The sequence below is a fragment of the Rhizobium sp. WSM4643 genome (assembly GCF_025152745.1).
Taxonomy (GTDB): domain Bacteria; phylum Pseudomonadota; class Alphaproteobacteria; order Rhizobiales; family Rhizobiaceae; genus Rhizobium; species Rhizobium leguminosarum_I.
Genome location: NZ_CP104040.1, coordinates 1,718,127 through 1,736,691, shown reverse-complemented (window position 1 = coordinate 1,736,691; position 18,565 = coordinate 1,718,127). Strand labels below are relative to the sequence as shown.

Here is an 18,565-nt window from a genome sequence, read left to right as displayed (position 1 = left end):
GGTGAGGTAAAGGAAATGGCGTACCGGTGCAAGGCTTTCGCCATGGCCCGCATCACGGTTTGACGGCGGGCGGCGACATTTGTCGTGTGTTAACCAACGCACGGTAGAGTTGTCGCATGACGATAATCGATATCACCAAGTGGGCCGCACCGTTTCTGGCGCTGAACCTCCTCGTCTTCTCGATCTATTTCCTCGACAAGCAGGCGGCGCGCGATGGCAGGTGGCGGATCAGCGAGCGTACGCTTCTGACGCTTGCGCTGATCGGCGGCAGCCTCGGCGCGGTGGCTGCACAGCAATTCCTGCGGCACAAAACGAGAAAGGAGCCGTTCCGGTCGATCCTGGCGGCGATCCTGATGTTGCACAGCGCATTGGCCGCGGTGCTGATCTTTGCGCCAAAATGGCGCGTTTTCCTTCTTCAGGATTTTTGAAGCATCAGAATTCCTGCCCATATCCACCTTGGTCATCCGAAACGAGCTGTTTCTTCAGTCCAACGGAGGGTACGTCGCGATCAAGCTTCGGATTGTAGGCGACCGAGAGCCAATGGATGCGGTAGCCGTGCTTCCGGAAGAAGCCGATCGCCTCGCTATTGCCGGAGTGGGTCTGCATCGCCGCCTTCTCGAGGCCCTGATCGGCGATCTCCTTTTCGATGCGGGCGAGAAGGGCCGAACCAAGGCCCCGGCGGGTGAAGACGGGATCGATCCAGAAATCCGAGATGGTTTCGTCCAATCCCTCGCGCGCTGCCCAGCCTGCGACCTGGCCGTTCTGCTCGACGACGGTGATGGTCAGCCAGTCGTTTTCCACGAAGTTCCGAAAGGCGTTGCGCGCTGCGTCGATCATCGCGTCCGATTCGCCGATCGACGCCATCGCCTTTTGCCAGGCCCTCAGCCCGATCTCGCTCAATAGCTCCGCTTCACCGTCGCGGGCATTGCGAATGTGGATCAACGACACCTCCGCGTTACCCGTGAACTAGACCATTGAGTCGCGGATTTTACCAGTAGCTCCAAGGGGATGATCCACCGAAACCGCGGTTTTCGACTGGTTTTGACCTGAGAACAGGCTCTTGACCGAATTTTCCGGGCTGAATAATAGACCCTATCGAGGTGTTTTATGTTGAGCCTTCCTGAGACCCGGTAAAGGCCCTGCCCGCAAGTTTGCTTGCGCGCATGGGCCCGAAAAAAACGAAGCCCTGACGTTCGAATGAGCGCCAGATCGTTTTTGTGCGCCCTGCCGGGCGCGATACCGGATCTCAACACATGGATATTTCTCGCACGGAGCAGCGCATCCTGCATCTCATGGCCCAAGGCGGCCGCATTGAAATTACCCGCGACGACGACAGGAAAATCGGGACGGTCAGTTGCTTCACCCGCGACGGCTGGCTCTATCCCGGCGTCGACCTCGATCTCTTCCGCCGGCTGAAGCGGCTGAGGGCAATCAAGTCCTCAGGTGGCCAGCCCTACCGGATCACCGAAAGAGGGCTGAGGTTGGTCAGGTCGCAGCTGAACAACAGGTAATCGTGGCACCCCTGATCGCGTCTCGAACGGGCGCGGTCAGGGGGATCGTCTCAGGCCTTTGCAGAAAGTTCCGTCCGCATCACCGACCACTCGTCGGCCATCGTGCCCGTGCCCCGCGCCTTACCGGCGCGGCGATACCAGTAATCGGCGTTCCAGGCATCGCCCTCGATGCGATGGCAAAGGGCGTGCCCCCAGTCGAACGGCTGTTCGCCTTCGTGGCGCTGGCAGATGTCGTGGACGGCCTGCCAATCCGCGCCCTTGGTGAAACCACCGGCAGAGAGGCGATCGAATGCCTCGATCAATTGCGCAATATCATTGCTGGCCATAAAACCTTCTCCTGGTTCCGGCTATCAATCAACCATGCGGCAAAGCCGACGGCGCCGACCGCTTCGTGGTCGGCAGCCGCTATCTTATGAATCGTTAGATCCGTTACCACCACTTGGCCGGCGTAAACCGGCCGGCCGCCTGTTCGATGACGTGGGCGGTCTTGAAGAGGGTTTCCTCATCGAAGGGTTTGCCGATCAACTGCAGGCCGAGCGGCAGGCCCTTGTGGTCGAGGCCGGCCGGCACGGCGATGCCGGGCAGGCCCGCCATGTTGACGGTCACCGTGAAGATGTCGTTCAGATACATCTTCACCGGATCGGCGGCGAGGTTCTCATCGGCAACGCCAAAGGCAGACGACGGTGTCGCCGGCGTCAGGATAGCATTGACACCGGCGTCGAAGGCGAGTTCGAAATCGCGCTTGATCAGCGTACGCACCTTCTGGGCGCGGATGTAATAGGCATCGTAATAACCGGCCGACAGCACATAGGTGCCGATCATGATGCGGCGCTTGACTTCCTTGCCGAAGCCCGCGGCGCGCGTCCTCTCATACATGTCGACGATATCCTTGCCGTCGACGCGCAGGCCGTAGCGCACGCCGTCGTAACGCGCGAGGTTCGAGGATGCTTCGGCGGGAGCGACGATGTAATAGGCCGGAAGAGCGTATTTGGTGTGCGGCAGCGAGATGTCGACGATCTCGGCGCCGGCATCCTTCAGCCAGGCGATGCCCTGGCGCCAGAGGGTCTCGATCTCATCCGGCATGCCGTCGACACGGTATTCGTTCGGAATGCCGATCTTCATGCCCTTCAGCGACTGGCCGAGGGCCGCTTCGTAATCCGGCACCGGCAGATCGACCGATGTCGTGTCCTTGGCGTCGACGCTTGCCATCGACTTCAAAAGGATGGCGGCATCGCGGACGTCGCGGGCGATCGGGCCGGCCTGGTCGAGCGAGGAGGCAAAGGCGACGGTGCCCCAGCGCGAGCAGCGGCCATAGGTCGGCTTGATGCCGACGGTGCCGGTGAAGGCGGCCGGCTGGCGGATCGAGCCGCCGGTATCGGTTGCGGTCGCGCCGGCGCAAAGATGCGCGGCGACGGCGGCGGCTGAACCGCCGGAGGAGCCGCCGGGAACAAGTTGCTGGTTGGAGCCTGCGGCGCGCCAGGGATTGATCACCGGGCCGTAATAGGATGTTTCATTCGACGAGCCCATGGCGAATTCGTCCATGTTGAGCTTGCCGAGCATGACGGCGCCGTCATCCCAGAGGTTCTGCGTGACGGTCGATTCATAACGCGGCTCGAAACCATCGAGAATGTGGCTGCAGGCCTGGGTGTGGACACCGACGGTGGCGAAGAGATCCTTGATGCCAAGCGGAATGCCTTCGAGGTCACCGGCCTTGCCGGCGGCGATGCGCTCGTCGGAGTTCTTCGCCATGACGCGGGCGAGATCCGGCGTGACCTTGATATAGGCATTCAACCGATCATTGGCCGCATCGATCGCCGAGATATAGGAATCAGTCAGTTCGATCGCGGTGATTTCCTTGCCGCGCAGCTTCTGGCGGGCTTCGGCAATGGTCAGGTTGGTGAGTTCGCTCATCGTGTTTTCGCTTCAGATCTGGAAATGGCAACAGGGTCGGAAAGAGGCTGCGAAGCCTTATTCGACGACTTTCGGCACCAGGAAAAAATTGTGGTCGGTGACGGGCGCATTGGCGACGATATCGGCTGCCTTGCTGCCGTCAGTCACCGCGTCGGTGCGCTTCTTCATCGCCATTGGGGTCACCGAGGTCATCGCCTCGACGCCGTCGACATTCACTTCGGAGAGTTGCTCGACGAAGCCGAGGATGCCGTTCAGCTCGCCGACCATGCGATTTGCTTCGTCCTCGGAGACGGCAATACGGGCAAGGCGGGCGACGCGCTTCACGGTGGCAAGATCGACGGACATGGCATTCTCCGGGTAGGATTTTTCCTACCCGCTATAAAGGCCCTGTCCGCCTGACGCAACGGGGTTTCGTCAGATCGACAGGCTCTCGGAAGGCCTGATCGCCTTCACTTCGGTCTTCGATCCTTCCATGCCGGCAACGAATTTTTCCGCCGTCTGGTCGATGATCGGGAAGGTGCCGTAGTGGCAGGGGATCGCGGTCTTGAAGTTGAAATAGCGCCGGCAGGCAAGGGCTGCCACAGCGCCGCCCATGGTAAAGCGGTCGCCGACCGGCACGAAGCCGATATCGGGCTGGTGCAATTCGTTGATCAGCGCCATGTCTGAGAAGATGTCGGTATCGCCCATGGCAAGGATCGAGGCTTCGTCGTCGAAATGCAGCATCAGGCCGTTGGCGTTGCCGAGCGCATGCGAGACGCCGTCCTCGGTGATCTGGGCGGAAGAGTGCAGCGCGTTGGTGAAGGTTGCCGAGAAGCTGCCGAGCGCGATCGTGCCGCCGGTATTGCCCATCTCGATCTTGTCGACGCCCTTGGAGCCGAGCCAAGCGGCGAGATCGGCATTGGCGAGAACGACGGCGCCGGTTTCCTTGGCGAGTGCCACGGTATCGCCGACATGATCGCCATGGCCATGCGTCAGCAGGATGTGGGTGATGCCGGCAGACACATCCTTGATATCCTGGCCGGAAAAGGAGGCGTTATAGCTGAGGAATGGATCGAGCAGGATCTTCGCCCTTGATGTCTCGATGCGGAAGGCGGAATGGCCAAGCCAGGTGATCTTCATGAAATGTCTCCTTTATTACGTGATGCAAAGCCGGTTTAGATGCTAAGGACATATCTTATGCGGCCGCAAAGAAAAGCGGCGGCAACTTCAATTTGTTTTGACAGGATGAGACGGCGATGACGGTGCTGACGATCGAGGAAATGGCCGAAACGCTCGCTCCGCGACAGGCAATTGCCGGCCTCGATCTCGGCACCAAGACGATCGGGCTTTCGATGTCCGATCTCGGGCGGCGCTTCGCCACGCCGCGCACGGTGATCCGCCGCGTCAAGTTCACCATCGATGCCCAGGCGCTGCTCGACTTCGCGGTAGCGGAAAGGGTCGCAGGCTTCGTCATCGGCCTGCCGATGAACATGGACGGATCGGCGGGTCCGCGCGTGCAGGCGACACGCGCCTTCGTGCGTAATATGGAGCAGAAGACGGCGCTGCCCTTCGTCTATTGGGATGAGCGGCTTTCGACGGTTGCGGCCGAACGGACGCTGCTCGAAATGGACGTCTCGCGCGCCAAGCGGGCCGAACGGATCGATTCGGCCGCAGCAAGCTTCATCCTTCAGGGCGCGCTCGACAGGCTTTCCTTGCTGGCAAGGTCTGACGGAGACGAATTCAGCGCCTGACGCGCTTTCCACCAGGCGATGATCGACTTGCGCTTGCGGAAGGCCGTGATCGCGAAGACGACGAGGCTGTCGACCGCGATCGCGCGGGCAACGAGCGGCGGGATAGACTCCGGCGGAATGCCGAGCGCCTTGCCGTAAAGCTGGAATGTCAGGTCGTGGACCTGCCGCGTGAACATGAAGATGCCGAAACTCATGTCGTAATAGGAGAGCCAGTACCATCCGCCCAGAAAGACGATGGGGCCGGCCCAGAAGACCAGAAACCACTTCATGCGGCCTCTCCTCCATGCTTGCGCGTCACGGGCAGATCGAGGGTGACCAACCAAGTCGACGATGCCATGATGCAAAGCACCAGCGCCGGAATTGCGATATCCAGCGCCAGGACTGCGAAAAACATCATCGCCGTCACCAGGAACGCGGCTTTAGCGATCTTGATTCTCATGGGCGTCAACTCGGGGCTTCTACTCGTACATCTCTGCTCACCGCCACACTGTCGGGTTAACCAGGCCCCCGCAACGTAAACCATTCGTTAAGGTTAACGTGGCCCCGCCCCCTGTGGATGAGGCAGGCATCAGCCGTAGACGCCGCGCACGATGCGCTTCAGCGCTAGTGCCGCCTTCTCCCAGTCCTTTGATGTCTTCAGCGACAGGCCGGCGCACTGCCCGCCGGCTGCGGCGGCCAGCACGAGGTGCTGGATCGCGGCGATGACGACGGCGTTGACGGCAGCCGCATCCACGCCCTTCGGCGGCGCCAGCGAGCCGCGCATGCGCTCCAGCCAGAGAGCGAGCGCCTTCGAACGCGCTTCGGACAACCGCCTCACCTGTTCGGTGTTTTCAGAAATCTCCCAGGCGAGGATGCGGCGCATCAGCGGATCGGTTCTCAAGGCGTCGAGAAGGAGAAGCGACAGCCGCTCCATCAGGTCGCCATAGGTGAGCAGGAACATGCCGCCGGCGTCTTCCGGGATGCGATCCTTTACCCATGTGCCGAGATCGGTGCCGATCGCCTCGACCAAGCCGTCGAGGCCTCCATAGTAGCGATAGATCAACTGCTTGTCGCAACCGGCGCGGCGGGCAACCGCATTGATGCCGAAATTCTGGAAGCCTTCCTCGGCGAGCAGCCCCTTGGCGGCGGCAAGGATTGCGCGCTCGGTGGCGCCGCGATCACGCACCCGCCGTTCCGGCTCGCCGCCGGCCCCGGGTGAATTTTCAAGATTTACGGCTTCATTCAGCATGATCGACCCTTCCCCGCTGTCACCAATCGGTGAGTAGCGGGGAGGCTTCATGCAATCAATCCTATCCCTTTGGGAAGATTGTGGATATTCCAGCCGGACGGCTGATTGTCCGCCGAACGGATGTGGAAAGCTGCACGCCGGACTGATCGGATCCGTCCAGAAATCTCGTCCTGGCAGTTGATCGTGATGGACGAACCCGGCATAGCTGCATTATGAACAAATCTAACAATCTCTGCTAAGGCCCTGCAATGGTGAACTATATCGAAGCCTCTACCGCGCCCCCGAAGAATACGGGCGCCATCCGGCTTTATGATGCTGAAGCATTCGAGGGTATGCGCAGGGCATGTCAGCTGACCGCGCGCTGCCTCGATGCGCTTGCCGACATCGTCAAACCCGGCCTGCTGACCGATGAGATCGACAGGTTCGTCTTCGATTTCGGCATGGATCACGGCGCCTATCCGGCGACGCTGAACTATCGCGGCTATACCAAATCGACCTGCACCTCGATCAACCACGTCGTCTGCCACGGCATTCCCAACGACAAACCGCTGCGTGACGGCGACATCGTCAATATCGACGTCACCTTCGTGCTCGACGGCTGGCACGGCGATTCCAGCCGGATGTATCCCGTCGGCGTCGTCAAGCGCGCTGCCGAGCGGCTGCTCGAAGTCACCTATGAATCGCTGATGCGCGGCATTGCCGCCGTCAGGCCCGGCGCCCGTACCGGCGCGATCGGCGAGGCGATCCAGACCTATGCGGAGGCCGAACGCTGTTCGGTGGTGCGCGATTTCTGCGGCCATGGCGTTGGCCGGCTGTTCCACGATTCGCCGAATATCCTGCATTACGGCCGTGCCAACGAGGGGCCGGAGCTGCGCGAAGGCATGATCTTCACCATCGAGCCGATGATCAACCTCGGCCGGCCGCATGTGAAGGTGCTGGCCGACGGCTGGACGGCAGTCACCCGCGACCGCTCACTTTCGGCGCAGTACGAACACACCGTCGGCGTCACCTCCGACGGCTGCGAGATCTTCACGCTGTCGCCTGGCGGGCTCGACCGCCCCGGCCTGCCGTCACACAACGGGTGACGCTTCGATGGCGAAGGGCCCCGTTTCGACATCTTCCGACGACGAGCTGCCTTTCCCAACGCAGGAGCCTATTGCCGCCGACGAACGCTCGTTTTTCGGCGGACACCCGCAAAAACCGGCCGGGCCGAATGCCAAGGCCGCCCTGCCCGCCTCGCTCGCCGCTCAGGAGCATTATCATGGCCATCGCGAGCGGCTGCGTGACCGCTTCCGCGAACAGGGCGACATCGCCCTTGCCGACTATGAAATCCTCGAACTGCTGCTTTTCCGGCTGATCCCGCGGCGTGACACCAAACCGATCGCCAAGGCGCTGATCGAACGGTTCGGCTCGCTCTCCGGCGTCTTCGGTGCGCCCCAGGCGCTGCTGATGGAAGTCAAGGGCGTCGGCGAGACCGTGGCGCTCGACCTGAAGCTGATCTCGACTGTCGCCCACCGGACACTGAAGAGCGAGCTCAGGAGCAAACAGGTTCTGTCTTCGTGGTCTTCGGTCATCCAGTATTGCCATGCAGCCATGGCGCACGAGACACGCGAACAGTTCCGCATCCTCTTCCTCGACAAGCGCAATGTGCTGATCGCCGATGAGGTGCAGGGCCGCGGCACGGTCGACCATACGCCGGTCTATCCGCGCGAGGTGGTCAAACGCGCGCTCGAGCTTTCGGCAACGGCGTTGATCCTCGTCCACAACCATCCCTCCGGCGATCCTACGCCATCGCGCGCTGATATCGACATGACGAAGGTGATCATCGATGCCGCCAAGGCGCTCGATATCACCGTCCACGACCACGTCATCATCGGCAGGGATGGGCATGTCAGCCTGAAGGGGCTGAAGCTGATCTGAAAAGGCACAGGCCCGGCGGAACCGGCGGTCGTAAAACAATCTGTAACATTGACCGGCTAACGATGGACGGGTGACATTTTGCGTCGCAATATGATTCCTTTCCAATCCGGGGCTTGATGATGCTTCAGTACGATCTCGTTGTGGTGGGCAGCGGTCCAGCAGGGCGCCGCGGCGCGATCCAGGCGGCAAAACTCGGCAAGAAAGTGCTTGTCATCGAGCAGGGCAAACGCGTCGGCGGCGTGTCCGTGCATACCGGCACCATCCCTTCCAAAACGCTGCGCGAGACCGCGCTTAATCTTTCCGGCTGGCGCGAACGCGGCTTCTACGGCCGGTCTTACCGCGTCAAGGAAGAGATCAGTGCAGATGACCTGCGCCGCCGCCTGCTGATTACGCTCAACCACGAGGTCGAGGTGCTGGAACACCAGTTCGCCCGCAACCGCGTGCAGCATATTCGCGGCAAGGCGAGCTTCATCGATGCATCGACGCTGCAGGTGATCAAGGATGACGGCGAGACCACGCAGGTCACCGGCGCCAGCGTGCTGCTTGCCGTCGGCACAAAGCCTTTCCGCCCAGATTACATACCCTTCGACGGCAAGACCGTTCTCGACAGCGACGAACTGCTCGACATCCAGGACCTGCCGCGATCAATGGTCGTCATCGGCGCCGGCGTCATCGGAATCGAATATGCGACGATCTTCAGCGCGCTCGACACCGCCGTCACCGTCATCGATCCGAAGGCGACGATGCTCGACTTCATCGACAAGGAAATCATCGAGGATTTTACCTACCAGCTGCGCGACCGCAACATGAAGCTGCTGCTCGGCCAGAAGGCCGACAAGGTGGAGAGGCTCGAAAACGGCAAGGTCGAACTGACGCTCGACAGCGGCCGACGCCTTACGACCGACATGGTGCTTTTCGCCGCCGGCCGCATGGGGGCAACCGATGCGCTGAACCTTCGGGCCATCGGCCTCGACGCCGACAGCCGCGGCCGTCTCAAGGTCAATCCGGAAACCTTCCAGACATCGGTTGCCAACATTTACGCCGCTGGCGACGTCGTCGGCTTTCCGAGCCTTGCCTCGACCTCGATGGAACAGGGCCGCATCGCTGCCCGCGTCGCGGTCGGCGCGGTCGCCAAGGAGCCGCCGAAATATTTTCCCTATGGCATCTATGCCGTGCCGGAGATTTCGACCTGCGGCCTGACCGAGGAAGAAATGAAGGAGCGCGGCATTCCCTATGAATGCGGCATCGCGCGCTTCCGCGAGACATCGCGCGGTCATATCATGGGCCTCGACACGGGTCTTTTGAAACTGATCTTCTCGCTGAAGACTCGCCGCCTGCTCGGCGTGCATATCGTCGGCGAAGGCGCCACCGAGCTGGTCCATATCGGCCAGGCGGTGCTCAATCTCAAAGGCACGGTCGAATATTTCGTCGAGAACACCTTCAACTATCCGACGCTCGCCGAAGCCTACAAGATCGCCGGCCTCGATGCCTGGAACCGGATGGGCGACATCAAGTCAGAACTTTAAAACGCATCATGTAGACCGCGGAGCTGTCGTCTAAATCCGGCCGCCAAAACGGAGCCGAATGACATTGCGCATCATTTCCCTGAACGCATGGGGCGGCAGGCTGCATGAGGCCTTGATCGGCTATGTCAGGCAAGCCGATCCGGATGTACTCTGCCTGCAAGAAGTGCTGCGGGCGCCAGGTATGGGCGGCAGCTGGTCGATCTATCGGGACGCGGGGCTGGAGCTGCCACAGCGCGCCAATCTGTTTACTGAGATCAGCACCGCCCTGCCCGGCCACGACGGCTTCTTCTGCCCGACCTCGAGAGGCGAGCTTTTCGATGGCGATACCGCGATCGTCGCCGAATTCGGGCTGGCGACCTTCGTGCGCAAGACGCATTCCCTCATCGCAGAGGGGCTGGACTTCGTGCATAGCCGTTTTTCCGCCGATGGCTGGGGCGAACATCCGCGGCCGCGAAACGCCCATTGCATCCGCCTTTTCAGCCATGAGCATGCTTCTACCGTGACCATCGCCCACATGCATGGCCTGCGCGATCCCGCAGGTAAGGGCGATACGGCCGCGCGCGAGGAGCAGGCCGAGGCGCTGGTCAGGCTCATCGAGCGCGTCTGGCCCGGCGACGAAAATCTCGTCGTCTGCGGCGATTTCAACGTGCTGCCTGACAGCGCGACCTTTGCGATTCTCGCCAGACTCGGGCTTTCCGATCTCGTCACCGGAAACGGTCTTGTAGACACCCGAACCTCCTACTATCTGAAGCAGGGCCGCTTTGCCGACTACATGCTGGTGACGCCGGGGGTCAAGGTAGCCAAATTCGAGGTGGTCGCGGCGCCCGAAGTCTCCGACCATCGCGCATTGCTGCTCGATATCGGGTAGTATATTGAGGAATGATACACTTCGCGAAGCGTTTGGGCGCCGTGCCGTTTTTTTACGCCTTAGTTTGACCGCCTAAATCGCATTGATACGTCGTGCCTGCATATGCCTTTAACGCCATTTTGCCTTCGGGCAAAAGCTTCTAGAGAAAGATAGATACTCTTGTCCCATGTCTTGGAAGCTGCGCGCAGACGTTTTCAGCTGATCTTGATCAAGCCGTCGCATTATGATGACGACGGCTACGTCATCCGCTGGTGGCGGGCGATGATCCCCTCCAATTCGCTGGCGGCGCTCTACGGCATTGCCGCCGAATGTGCCGAGCGCAAGGTGCTCGGAGACGATACGGCGATCGACATCACCGTGATCGACGAGACCAACACACGAATCGATATCGCCGGACTGCTCGCACAGTTCAAGCGTCACGACAATTTCGGCATGATCGCGCTCGTCGGCGTCCAGACCAACCAATATCCGCGCGCTCTCGATATCGCCCGTCCCTTCCGCGATGCCGGCCTGCCGGTTTCGATCGGCGGCTTCCATGTTTCCGGTTGCCTGTCGATGCTGGATGGCAAGGCCGTCGGGCTCGACGCCTGCCGCGACATGGGCATCTCGATGTTTGCCGGCGAAGCCGAGGGCCGGCTCGACATGGTGCTGCGCGACGCCGCCGCCGGTGAGCTGAAGCCGCTCTACAATTTCATGAACGACCTTCCCGGCATCGGCGGCACGCCGGTTCCCTTTCTGCCGAAGGACAATATCCAGCGCACGCTCGGGCTCAGCACCAGCTTCGATGCCGGACGTGGCTGTCCCTATCAGTGCTCGTTCTGCACCATCATCAACGTGCAGGGGCGCAAGTCGCGCTTCCGTTCGGCCGACGACGTCGAAAAGCTGGTGCGGATGAACTGGGCGCAGGGCATCCACAAATTTTTCATCACCGACGACAATTTCGCCCGCAACAAGGATTGGGAAGCGATCTTCGACCGGTTGATCGAACTCAAGGAACGGGACGGCATTCCGCTCGGCCTGATGATCCAGGTCGACACGCTCTGCCACAAGATCCCTAATTTTATCGAGAAATCCCGGCGCGCCGGCGTCACCCGCGTCTTCATCGGCCTCGAAAACGTCAATCCGGACAATCTGACCGCCGCCAAGAAGAACCAGAACAAGATCACCGAATATCGCAAGATGCTGCTCGCCTGGAAGGCACAGGGCATCATGACGCTTGCCGGTTATATCTTGGGCTTCCCCGCCGATACGCCGGAGTCGATCCGCCGCGACATCGCGATCATCCAGGAAGAGCTGCCGCTCGACGTCATCGAATTCTTCATCCTGACGCCGCTGCCCGGCTCTGAGGACCATCAGGTCCTGTGGAAGAAGGGCATCGAGATGGATGCCGATCTCAACATCTACGATGTCGAGCACGTCTGCACCGCGCATCCCAAAATGACCAAGCAGGAATGGGAAGACATCTACCACGAGGCCTGGTCGCTCTATTATTCGCCTGATCATATGAAGACGCTGCTGCGCCGCGCCGTTGCGACCGGGGTACCGCTGGCAAGGCTCGTCAAGGTTCTGGTCTCCTTCGCGACCACCGTGCCGCTGGAAAACGTGCATCCGCTGCAAAGCGGCCTGCTGCGCCTGAAGACGCCGGCGGAGCGGCGCCCTGACCTGCCGCGCGAGAATCCGCTGGTCTTCTGGCCGCGCTTTGCCTGGGAAACCTTCCGCAAACATGCTTCGCTCGCCGGCACGATCATTGGCCTGACGATTTCGGCGTTCCTGATTTCAAGGGATGCAAAGTCGAGGACCTACATGGATCAGGCGCTGACGCCTGTCGCCGACGACGAAGAGGAAACGCTCCACCTCTTCACACAGACCGCAGGCGGTGCGGCAGCCGTGAGCCATGTCAGGAAAGTCGCGCAACTGACAGCGCATTGAGCGGCAATTCTTGACCGGCGGCTGACGCCCGAAAACATGGGCGGCATTAAACTCTAAAGCGCGTCGCATGAATCAACTTTGACAACGCTTCGAAGGCTCCGACCTTGGTGGCCGTTTAAGCGACTTGGATCATCTTGGCCGTCTCGGCCACTTGCAGCGTGTCGACGAATTCGACGATCTTGACCAGTTTCCCATCCCGGAAATGGATCTTGTCGATGAATTCCGTATGGAAGCTCACGCCCGATGGGATGTGCCTGACCTCGCCTTCACGGTGGGCAAAGACCATATGCTCATCCTCGTCCACATAGATAGCTGTCCTGATATTCGATAGATCCCATACTGTGATAAGCTGCGTTATCGCTTGGCGAAAAGCATGCCCGCTTGATTCAGTCGAAAAAGGCGCCAGCCGTGTATTGCCGACCATGCGAAAGGTGCAACCCTCGCCGATCAGCGCCAGCGTAGCTTCGACATCGCCGCAGTCGCGCACAGCATACATTTCTTCCACCAGCTTCTTCATATCATGCTTTGCAGTCATTTTCAGGTCCTCCCCATCAGTAGAATCTGCATCGAATTATACTTTATTGCAACTCTTTGTTGTTCCTGGTGAATAAACACAAAGGAGTAGGCGGCGAGAAATGAACTGCCCTGTACAATAGAAAAGGCCCCGCACGATGGCGAGGCCTCCCAAACTTTACTGCATGATTCCTTAAATCGGAATCGATTTAAGGACAAAATCATGCAGCAACTCAAAGTGTTACAGCGTCCTTTGCGCGTCTGAAAAGACGCGCGGCGCTGTAGAACTGAAAAGCGACTATTCGGCGCTTTCGTCAGCCGCCTTCTTCTTCGGAGCAGCCTTCTTCTTCGGTGCGGCTTCTTCGCCTTCACCGGTGTCCGCTGCTTCGGCCTTGGCGGCAGCCTTCTTCTTCGGCGCGGCCTTCTTGGTCTCGGCCTTCGCTTCGCCTTCTTCCTCGGCGAGCAGCTCTTCCTTCGTCACCTTCTTGTCGGTGACATCGATTTCGGTCAGCAGGTGATCGATGACCTTCTCTTCGAAGATCGGTGCGCGGATCGAAGCGGCGGCACCCGGCTGGCTGCGGAAGAATTCGAGGATCTGCTTTTCCTGGCCCGGATACTGGCGCAGTTGATCGTAGATGGCGCGCTGCATTTCGTCTTCGCTGACTTCGACGCCGGCCTTTTCGCCGATTTCGGAGAGAACGAGGCCGAGGCGAACACGGCGCTCGGCGAGCGTCTTGTATTCCTCGCGAGCCTTCTCTTCGGTCGTGTCTTCGTCCTCGAAGGTCTTGCCGGACTGGGCGAGGTCGTTGTTCACCTGACTCCAGATGCCGTTATATTCGGCGTCGACGAGCGAGTTCGGGGTTTCGAACTTGTACATCTCGTCCAGCTGGTCGAGGATCTGGCGCTTCAGCTTCTGGCGGGTCAGCGAGCCGTACTGCGATTCGATCTGGCCACGGACGATTTCCTTCAGGCGATCGGCGGATTCGATGCCGAGCTTGGAAGCGAGTTCGTCGTTGATCTCGACATCGGCAGGTGCGGCGACTTCCTTGACTGTCACGTCGAAGGTCGCTTCCTTGCCGGCGAGGTTCTTGGCCGGATAGTCGGCCGGGAAGGTCACGGTGATGGTCTTCTCGTCGCCGGCCTTGGCGCCGACGAGCTGGTCTTCGAAGCCCGGAATGAAGCGGCCGGAGCCGAGCACCAGTTCGGCGCCCTGATCGGTGCCGCCTTCGAAGGCTTCGCCGTCGACCTTGCCGACATAATCCATGGTGATGCGGTCGCCATTCGCGGCCTTGCCGGTCTTGGTCTCGTAGGCGCGAGCGCTTTCGGCGACCTTCAGGACCTGCTCGTTGACTTCGTCGTCCGAGATGTCGATCACTTCGCGCGTGACCTTGATGCCCTTGACCGACTTCAGTTCGATCGGCGGCAGCACTTCATAGGAAAGCGTGAATTCGAAATCCTGCTCGGCAGCGAGGATCTTGTCGGCTTCGTCCTTGTCTTCCGTCATGGCGATTTCCGGCTGCGTGGCCGACTTCTCACCGCGGCTGGACAGGATGGCGGCCGGCTGCTCGCGGACGATCTCGTTGACGAGATCGGCCATGATCGACTTGCCGTAGACCTTCTTCAGGTGAGCGGCAGGGACCTTGCCCGGACGGAAGCCGTTGATGCGAACCTTGTCCTTCACATCGGCAAGACGCTCATTCATCTTGTCTTGCATGTCCTTGGCCGGGATAACGACCTTGATTTCGCGCTTCAGCCCTTCAGCGAGCGTTTCGATAACCTGCATGTCTTCCTACCTTCATTTCGTGGCGGCCGTGCCCAGACGCCGTTCGTTTCGATGAGCACGACGCCGGCGATCCTGCCGCGCGTGGCTTTTCCCAATTCCTGTATCATTCCGCCCAAAGGGGAACGGCACTCGCGGGCTATTCGGGACAACTCTCGGCTGCCCTAAGCCAACCGATTTCAGTCTCCCGCCTGCAAACAGCTTGGTGCGGGTAGAGAGACTTGAACTCCCACGCCTTGCGGCACCAGAACCTAAATCTGGCGTGTCTACCAATTTCACCATACCCGCGTTCACAAAACCGCATGCCTATGCCTGCGCATGAGGCCTTCCGGAGCGCGGCGTCTCTATATCACCCGATTTGGTCGAGGCAAAGGAAAAATGAACGGCAAATGACAGGGCATTTGCGGCCCTGGAGCCGCCCTGCCCCGAAGTGCGACGAGATTAGTAAAGCGGCTCGTCGTAAACCGGCTTGCCGTCAACGAGAAGGCTGCGAATCTGTGCGCTTCCATCAGGCGAGACACGCACTGCGATGGCGACGTTGCCGTCATTGCGGGCCTCCTCGATCGGCTTGCCCTCGCCTTCTGGAACGTAGTAGCGCTCGATGCCGTATTCGACACGCATGCTGTCGCCGGCAGCAAGTCCGCCACTATAAAATGGCTGGCTGCGCAGGATCACGGTCTCCGGCTGCGGAGGCAGTTCGTGAAAGGACGATTCGATCACCGTCCAGAAACCGTCTTCCTGCTTCTTCAACCGGACCCATAGCACGCGTTCGCCTGGCTCTGCCGGAATGCCGCCGGAGACCGTCTGCACCGGCACAGAGGAAATGTCGTAGTTCAAAACGACATAATCGCCGCGCAGGAAATCACGCGGATCGACGGGCGCCGTCTTCAGCAGCACTTCAGCGCCATCGCTGAGGATCGACGCCCGGCTCTGGATGATCGTGCCGAGGATCAGGGTCTGCAGACTGGCGACGATGATCGCCGAAAGCAGATAGCCCTTGCCGGATTGCAGCCTTGACATGAACGAGTTCATGCGCCCTCCCCCTGTGCATTCGCCGAAAAACGCCGCTCGAGACGGATGACGATCCAGGCGACAAGTGCCACCACGAGACCGGAGAAAAGGAAGAGGCTCGACGTGCCGAGGATCGAGCCGACGGTGACGGAGGCGAGATAGAGCATCTCCGCGGCAAAAATCGTATAAGCGAGATAACGCACCGCGCCATTATCCCTGCCATGCAGGGCAATCGCCAGCACCGAAGCGGCAAGTGTCGCCACTCCGAGCACCACCAGCCGCCAGCCGTCCTCGATCTCGATATGCAGCAGCAGCAAGCCGATCCCGGCGACAAGGAAGCTGTAGAAGGCCGGGGCCGCGCCGGCGCTCCTGACCAGGGAGGCAATAGGCCGGAGCGGCAACGCCGTCAGCACGAAGGCCGCCATGCCGCCGATCGCGAAGGCAAGCGCCACGGCGATCTCCTCATAAAGAGTGTAGAGCCAGGCGAGCCAGCCGATCAGCAGCAGATAGGCGAGATGGCGGGCCCGCTCGGCGCCGGTATAACGCACCAACCCGATGACGATTGCCGCCATGAGAGGCGCCATCCAGGGATCGAACCCTATCCAATGCGTGTCGTGGTTCTCAAGATAGAGGGCAAACGACGCCCAGGAGAGGAAGCCCGCGACGACGGCCACTGCGCCCGAACGGAACAGGATCGCCGAGATCGTCGCGATGGCGAACCAGAGATACATTACCGTCTGTTCATCGCCGGAGAGATGATACATCTGGCCGACCAGCGAGATGGCGCCGCCGAAGCTCATCGCGCCGATGACCAGCAACCCTCCTGCCGCCGCCGTCGCACCGCGGGCGAGCAGACGGGCAGCGGCGATGTGCACGACCCAGATCAGGGCAAGGATGGCGCCGACGCGGACGAGGCGCGGGATGGCCTCCCAATTGGAGGCGACGACCAACAGAATGGCAGCGGCAAGCAGCACCGCCGCCAGCGCCATCAGCACCCGGCCGAGGCTGAAGCTTGCCGGGCGGCTATCATATTCGGCGAGAAGCGCACCCGCCGTTTCCTGCCTGAGCAGGCCTTTGCCTACCCAGAGCGAGAGATCCCGCTCCAATCTGCCGCGATACATGCCCTACCCCTTATTTCTGCAACGCCGACTGCGCCTGCGGCTCACGCCGTTATAGACGCAGGACCGGTGTTCGCAAAACGCTCTGCAACAAACATACAAGTTCCTCACTGGTCTAAATAGTACCGAGTGTTAACCAGCCGCTAACGCCAGACGCGCTAATATAAGCTTATGGACGGAGAGATATGCGTATTTCGCATATCCGGCATGAATCTATTGCACTGCACAATATTCATTAGTCATACTATTGATCAACACATCAAAGCACGGGGATGGCGCCCCGGCCCGGCATCAGCCGGACGCCCGCGGATGCATTGTCCGTGACGAGATTCGCAGCCGCGCACTCCTCCTCCCAGCGCGCTGCGATAGACTGGCAACACTCCTCCTCCCAGTTGTCAGTCACCATAACACGCCCGCCGGATCCTCCCCCGGCGGGCGTTTTTGTATAGCCAGAGCTTCATTAAGGCCTTGGCGGTAAGAGGATTTTCGTCGCAGGGCGCCGTCATGCCACATTGTCGTCACGCCGCGCCACCAACCCCGCGAATGGGTGGGCGACTTCCAATCCGAAGCGGAACGCCTCTTTGCAGCGGATGGACGAGCGGAATCACCGGAGGAAGCAGCGTTTTCTGCTATGGCACTTCATTCGCCTCTCCAAATCGAACCGCTTTCTCAAAAGTCATTCTGCCTATTCGTTGGCCAAAAAATGGTAAGTCTGCGTCAAATACCCTTTGAGCATTGCATGTCTCGCATAGGTGATCTGAAAACTTGGCTGTTTTAGTCTTTCGCATCGCAACATATATTCCAGTCATCAAACAGAGGTCAGCGCCGATCGGTGGCTGCTGGCGAATGAAACCCTCGGAAAGGGGCTTACCATGAACTTCTCTCGCTCTTTCAACAACTGGCGCAAGTATCGTCAGACCGTCACGGAACTCGGCCGCATGACCAACCGCGAATTGCACGATCTCGGCATCGACCGTTCGGACATCCATCGCGTTGCCCGTGAGGCTTCTTCCCGCTAATTCCAGGCGATCGCTGCTCCTCCCAAGCAGGATTGTTCTCGATTGAAACGCCCGCTGTACACACAGCGGGCGTTTTCTTTTGTCTGCACGTGGTGGCCGCGGTGGTTGCATGTTTTCCGCTTGTTTAGCCCGCTCAAAAAATATCCTCTGCTTAATTGAAGAGCATCATAGTGCACAATTGCATGGCAGACGCCTTTTATTTGCACTGCACAATCGGACGGTTCTCGCCTATATAAACATCAACCGCAGAGAGACAGGCGATCCCGCCGTCCCGCGGACATAGGAAGAAGACAATGAACCCGATCCGCATTGCAAGAAGCTGGCTCAGCTACCGTCGCACGCTCAATGAACTCGGCGGCCTTTCGAACCAGACCCTGTCCGATATCGGCGTTAGCCGCTACGACATCCGCAATATCGCATCCCGCTCGTTCCGCTAATAGCGAGTACGATGCTTCCAAGACGGCGCCCAAGGCGCCGTTTTTGATTCCGGGGTGTTGGATC

At 60.2% G+C, this 18,565-nt stretch carries 22 protein-coding genes and 1 tRNA gene; 10 read left to right on the top strand and 13 right to left on the bottom strand.

The genetic code is table 11. The annotated features are described in order from the left end of the window. Window positions 1-116: 116 nt before the first annotated feature. Entirely contained in the window at window positions 117-428 is a 312-nt protein-coding gene (locus tag N1937_RS08835; protein ID WP_162118703.1) for a DUF1294 domain-containing protein, read from the top strand. Between the two features lie 4 nt (window positions 429-432). On the opposite strand, the gene N1937_RS08830 is transcribed toward N1937_RS08835, so the two are convergent. Beyond that, complete coding sequence (locus N1937_RS08830; protein WP_017964085.1) at window positions 433-942, bottom strand: GNAT family N-acetyltransferase; 510 nt, start codon at window positions 940-942, stop codon at window positions 433-435. A gap of 311 nt (window positions 943-1,253) precedes the next feature. On the opposite strand from N1937_RS08830, the gene N1937_RS08825 reads away from it, so the two are divergent. Next, complete coding sequence (locus N1937_RS08825; protein ID WP_017964084.1) at window positions 1,254-1,511, top strand: YjhX family toxin; 258 nt, start codon at window positions 1,254-1,256, stop codon at window positions 1,509-1,511. A 50-nt stretch (window positions 1,512-1,561) separates the two neighbouring features. Here N1937_RS08825 and N1937_RS08820 read toward each other — a convergent pair whose 3' ends face one another. From N1937_RS08820 to N1937_RS08805, 4 genes are all read right to left on the bottom strand, one after another. Beyond that, complete coding sequence (locus N1937_RS08820) at window positions 1,562-1,837, bottom strand: hypothetical protein (protein WP_017964083.1); 276 nt, start codon at window positions 1,835-1,837, stop codon at window positions 1,562-1,564. Window positions 1,838-1,940: 103 nt separating this feature from the next. Then, complete coding sequence (gene gatA / locus N1937_RS08815) at window positions 1,941-3,422, bottom strand: Asp-tRNA(Asn)/Glu-tRNA(Gln) amidotransferase subunit GatA (protein WP_260058332.1); 1,482 nt, start codon at window positions 3,420-3,422, stop codon at window positions 1,941-1,943. Between the two features lie 57 nt (window positions 3,423-3,479). Further along, window positions 3,480-3,767, bottom strand: a complete 288-nt coding sequence (gatC, locus tag N1937_RS08810; protein ID WP_017964081.1) for an Asp-tRNA(Asn)/Glu-tRNA(Gln) amidotransferase subunit GatC — start codon at window positions 3,765-3,767, stop codon at window positions 3,480-3,482. Between the two features lie 69 nt (window positions 3,768-3,836). Further along, on the bottom strand, window positions 3,837-4,541 hold the full coding sequence (locus tag N1937_RS08805; RefSeq protein WP_162118709.1) for a metal-dependent hydrolase: 705 nt from the start codon (window positions 4,539-4,541) through the stop codon (window positions 3,837-3,839). A 116-nt stretch (window positions 4,542-4,657) separates the two neighbouring features. Here N1937_RS08805 and ruvX point away from each other — a divergent pair, with 116 nt between their 5' ends. After that, on the top strand, window positions 4,658-5,152 hold the full coding sequence (gene ruvX, locus N1937_RS08800; protein WP_170258518.1) for a Holliday junction resolvase RuvX: 495 nt from the start codon (window positions 4,658-4,660) through the stop codon (window positions 5,150-5,152). On the opposite strand, the gene N1937_RS08795 is transcribed toward ruvX, so the two are convergent. The 3 genes from N1937_RS08795 to N1937_RS08785 all read right to left on the bottom strand — a co-directional run bounded on the left by N1937_RS08795 (window position 5,089) and on the right by N1937_RS08785 (window position 6,380). Then, the gene (locus N1937_RS08795) at window positions 5,089-5,421 is read right to left on the bottom strand and encodes a DUF6105 family protein (RefSeq protein ID WP_017964078.1); all 333 of its coding nucleotides are present in this window, start codon (window positions 5,419-5,421) and stop codon (window positions 5,089-5,091) included. The two genes, ruvX and N1937_RS08795, sit on opposite strands and share 64 nt — an antisense overlap. Beyond that, entirely contained in the window at window positions 5,418-5,591 is a 174-nt protein-coding gene (locus N1937_RS08790) for a hypothetical protein (RefSeq protein ID WP_170261388.1), read from the bottom strand. The genes N1937_RS08795 and N1937_RS08790 overlap by 4 nt, the downstream gene beginning before the upstream one ends. 129 nt (window positions 5,592-5,720) lie before the next feature. Beyond that, window positions 5,721-6,380, bottom strand: coding sequence for a TetR/AcrR family transcriptional regulator (locus N1937_RS08785; RefSeq protein WP_222290665.1), 660 nt, complete (start codon window positions 6,378-6,380; stop codon window positions 5,721-5,723). A gap of 248 nt (window positions 6,381-6,628) precedes the next feature. Here N1937_RS08785 and map point away from each other — a divergent pair, with 248 nt between their 5' ends. From map to N1937_RS08760, 5 genes are all read left to right on the top strand, one after another. Continuing rightward, complete coding sequence (map, locus tag N1937_RS08780) at window positions 6,629-7,465, top strand: type I methionyl aminopeptidase (RefSeq protein ID WP_012757260.1); 837 nt, start codon at window positions 6,629-6,631, stop codon at window positions 7,463-7,465. A 7-nt stretch (window positions 7,466-7,472) separates the two neighbouring features. Then, a complete protein-coding gene (gene radC, locus N1937_RS08775; protein WP_222281142.1) occupies window positions 7,473-8,300 on the top strand; it encodes a RadC family protein in 828 nt (275 codons plus the stop codon). A 119-nt stretch (window positions 8,301-8,419) separates the two neighbouring features. Further along, window positions 8,420-9,826: a Si-specific NAD(P)(+) transhydrogenase gene (gene sthA, locus N1937_RS08770; RefSeq protein ID WP_222281141.1), complete on the top strand. Its 1,407-nt coding sequence runs from the start codon at window positions 8,420-8,422 to the stop codon at window positions 9,824-9,826. 58 nt (window positions 9,827-9,884) lie between these two features. Next, window positions 9,885-10,694: an endonuclease/exonuclease/phosphatase family protein gene (locus tag N1937_RS08765; RefSeq protein ID WP_260058329.1), complete on the top strand. Its 810-nt coding sequence runs from the start codon at window positions 9,885-9,887 to the stop codon at window positions 10,692-10,694. A 159-nt stretch (window positions 10,695-10,853) separates the two neighbouring features. Then, window positions 10,854-12,623 carry a B12-binding domain-containing radical SAM protein gene (locus N1937_RS08760; RefSeq protein ID WP_260058328.1) on the top strand — a complete coding sequence of 590 codons (1,770 nt, stop codon included), beginning with the start codon at window positions 10,854-10,856 and terminating at the stop codon, window positions 12,621-12,623. A gap of 115 nt (window positions 12,624-12,738) precedes the next feature. Here the strand turns inward: N1937_RS08760 and N1937_RS08755 are convergent, their stop codons facing one another. The 5 genes from N1937_RS08755 to N1937_RS08735 all read right to left on the bottom strand — a co-directional run bounded on the left by N1937_RS08755 (window position 12,739) and on the right by N1937_RS08735 (window position 17,048). Continuing rightward, window positions 12,739-13,158 (bottom strand): nuclear transport factor 2 family protein, encoded by a 420-nt coding sequence (locus N1937_RS08755; protein WP_170258524.1) that lies wholly within the window; start codon window positions 13,156-13,158, stop codon window positions 12,739-12,741. Window positions 13,159-13,434: 276 nt separating this feature from the next. Beyond that, window positions 13,435-14,919, bottom strand: coding sequence for a trigger factor (gene tig, locus N1937_RS08750; RefSeq protein WP_162118715.1), 1,485 nt, complete (start codon window positions 14,917-14,919; stop codon window positions 13,435-13,437). A gap of 200 nt (window positions 14,920-15,119) precedes the next feature. Beyond that, window positions 15,120-15,204, bottom strand: a tRNA-Leu gene (locus N1937_RS08745). Window positions 15,205-15,357: 153 nt separating this feature from the next. Beyond that, window positions 15,358-15,948, bottom strand: a complete 591-nt coding sequence (locus tag N1937_RS08740) for a GDYXXLXY domain-containing protein (protein WP_170280568.1) — start codon at window positions 15,946-15,948, stop codon at window positions 15,358-15,360. Further along, entirely contained in the window at window positions 15,945-17,048 is a 1,104-nt protein-coding gene (locus N1937_RS08735; RefSeq protein WP_260058325.1) for a DUF2157 domain-containing protein, read from the bottom strand. The genes N1937_RS08740 and N1937_RS08735 overlap by 4 nt, the downstream gene beginning before the upstream one ends. An 869-nt stretch (window positions 17,049-17,917) precedes the next feature. On the opposite strand from N1937_RS08735, the gene N1937_RS08730 reads away from it, so the two are divergent. Both N1937_RS08730 and N1937_RS08725 read left to right on the top strand, forming a co-directional pair. After that, window positions 17,918-18,064: a DUF1127 domain-containing protein gene (locus N1937_RS08730; protein WP_010067591.1), complete on the top strand. Its 147-nt coding sequence runs from the start codon at window positions 17,918-17,920 to the stop codon at window positions 18,062-18,064. 293 nt (window positions 18,065-18,357) lie between these two features. After that, entirely contained in the window at window positions 18,358-18,501 is a 144-nt protein-coding gene (locus tag N1937_RS08725) for a DUF1127 domain-containing protein (protein WP_003539017.1), read from the top strand. The last annotated feature ends 64 nt before the right edge of the window (window positions 18,502-18,565 follow it).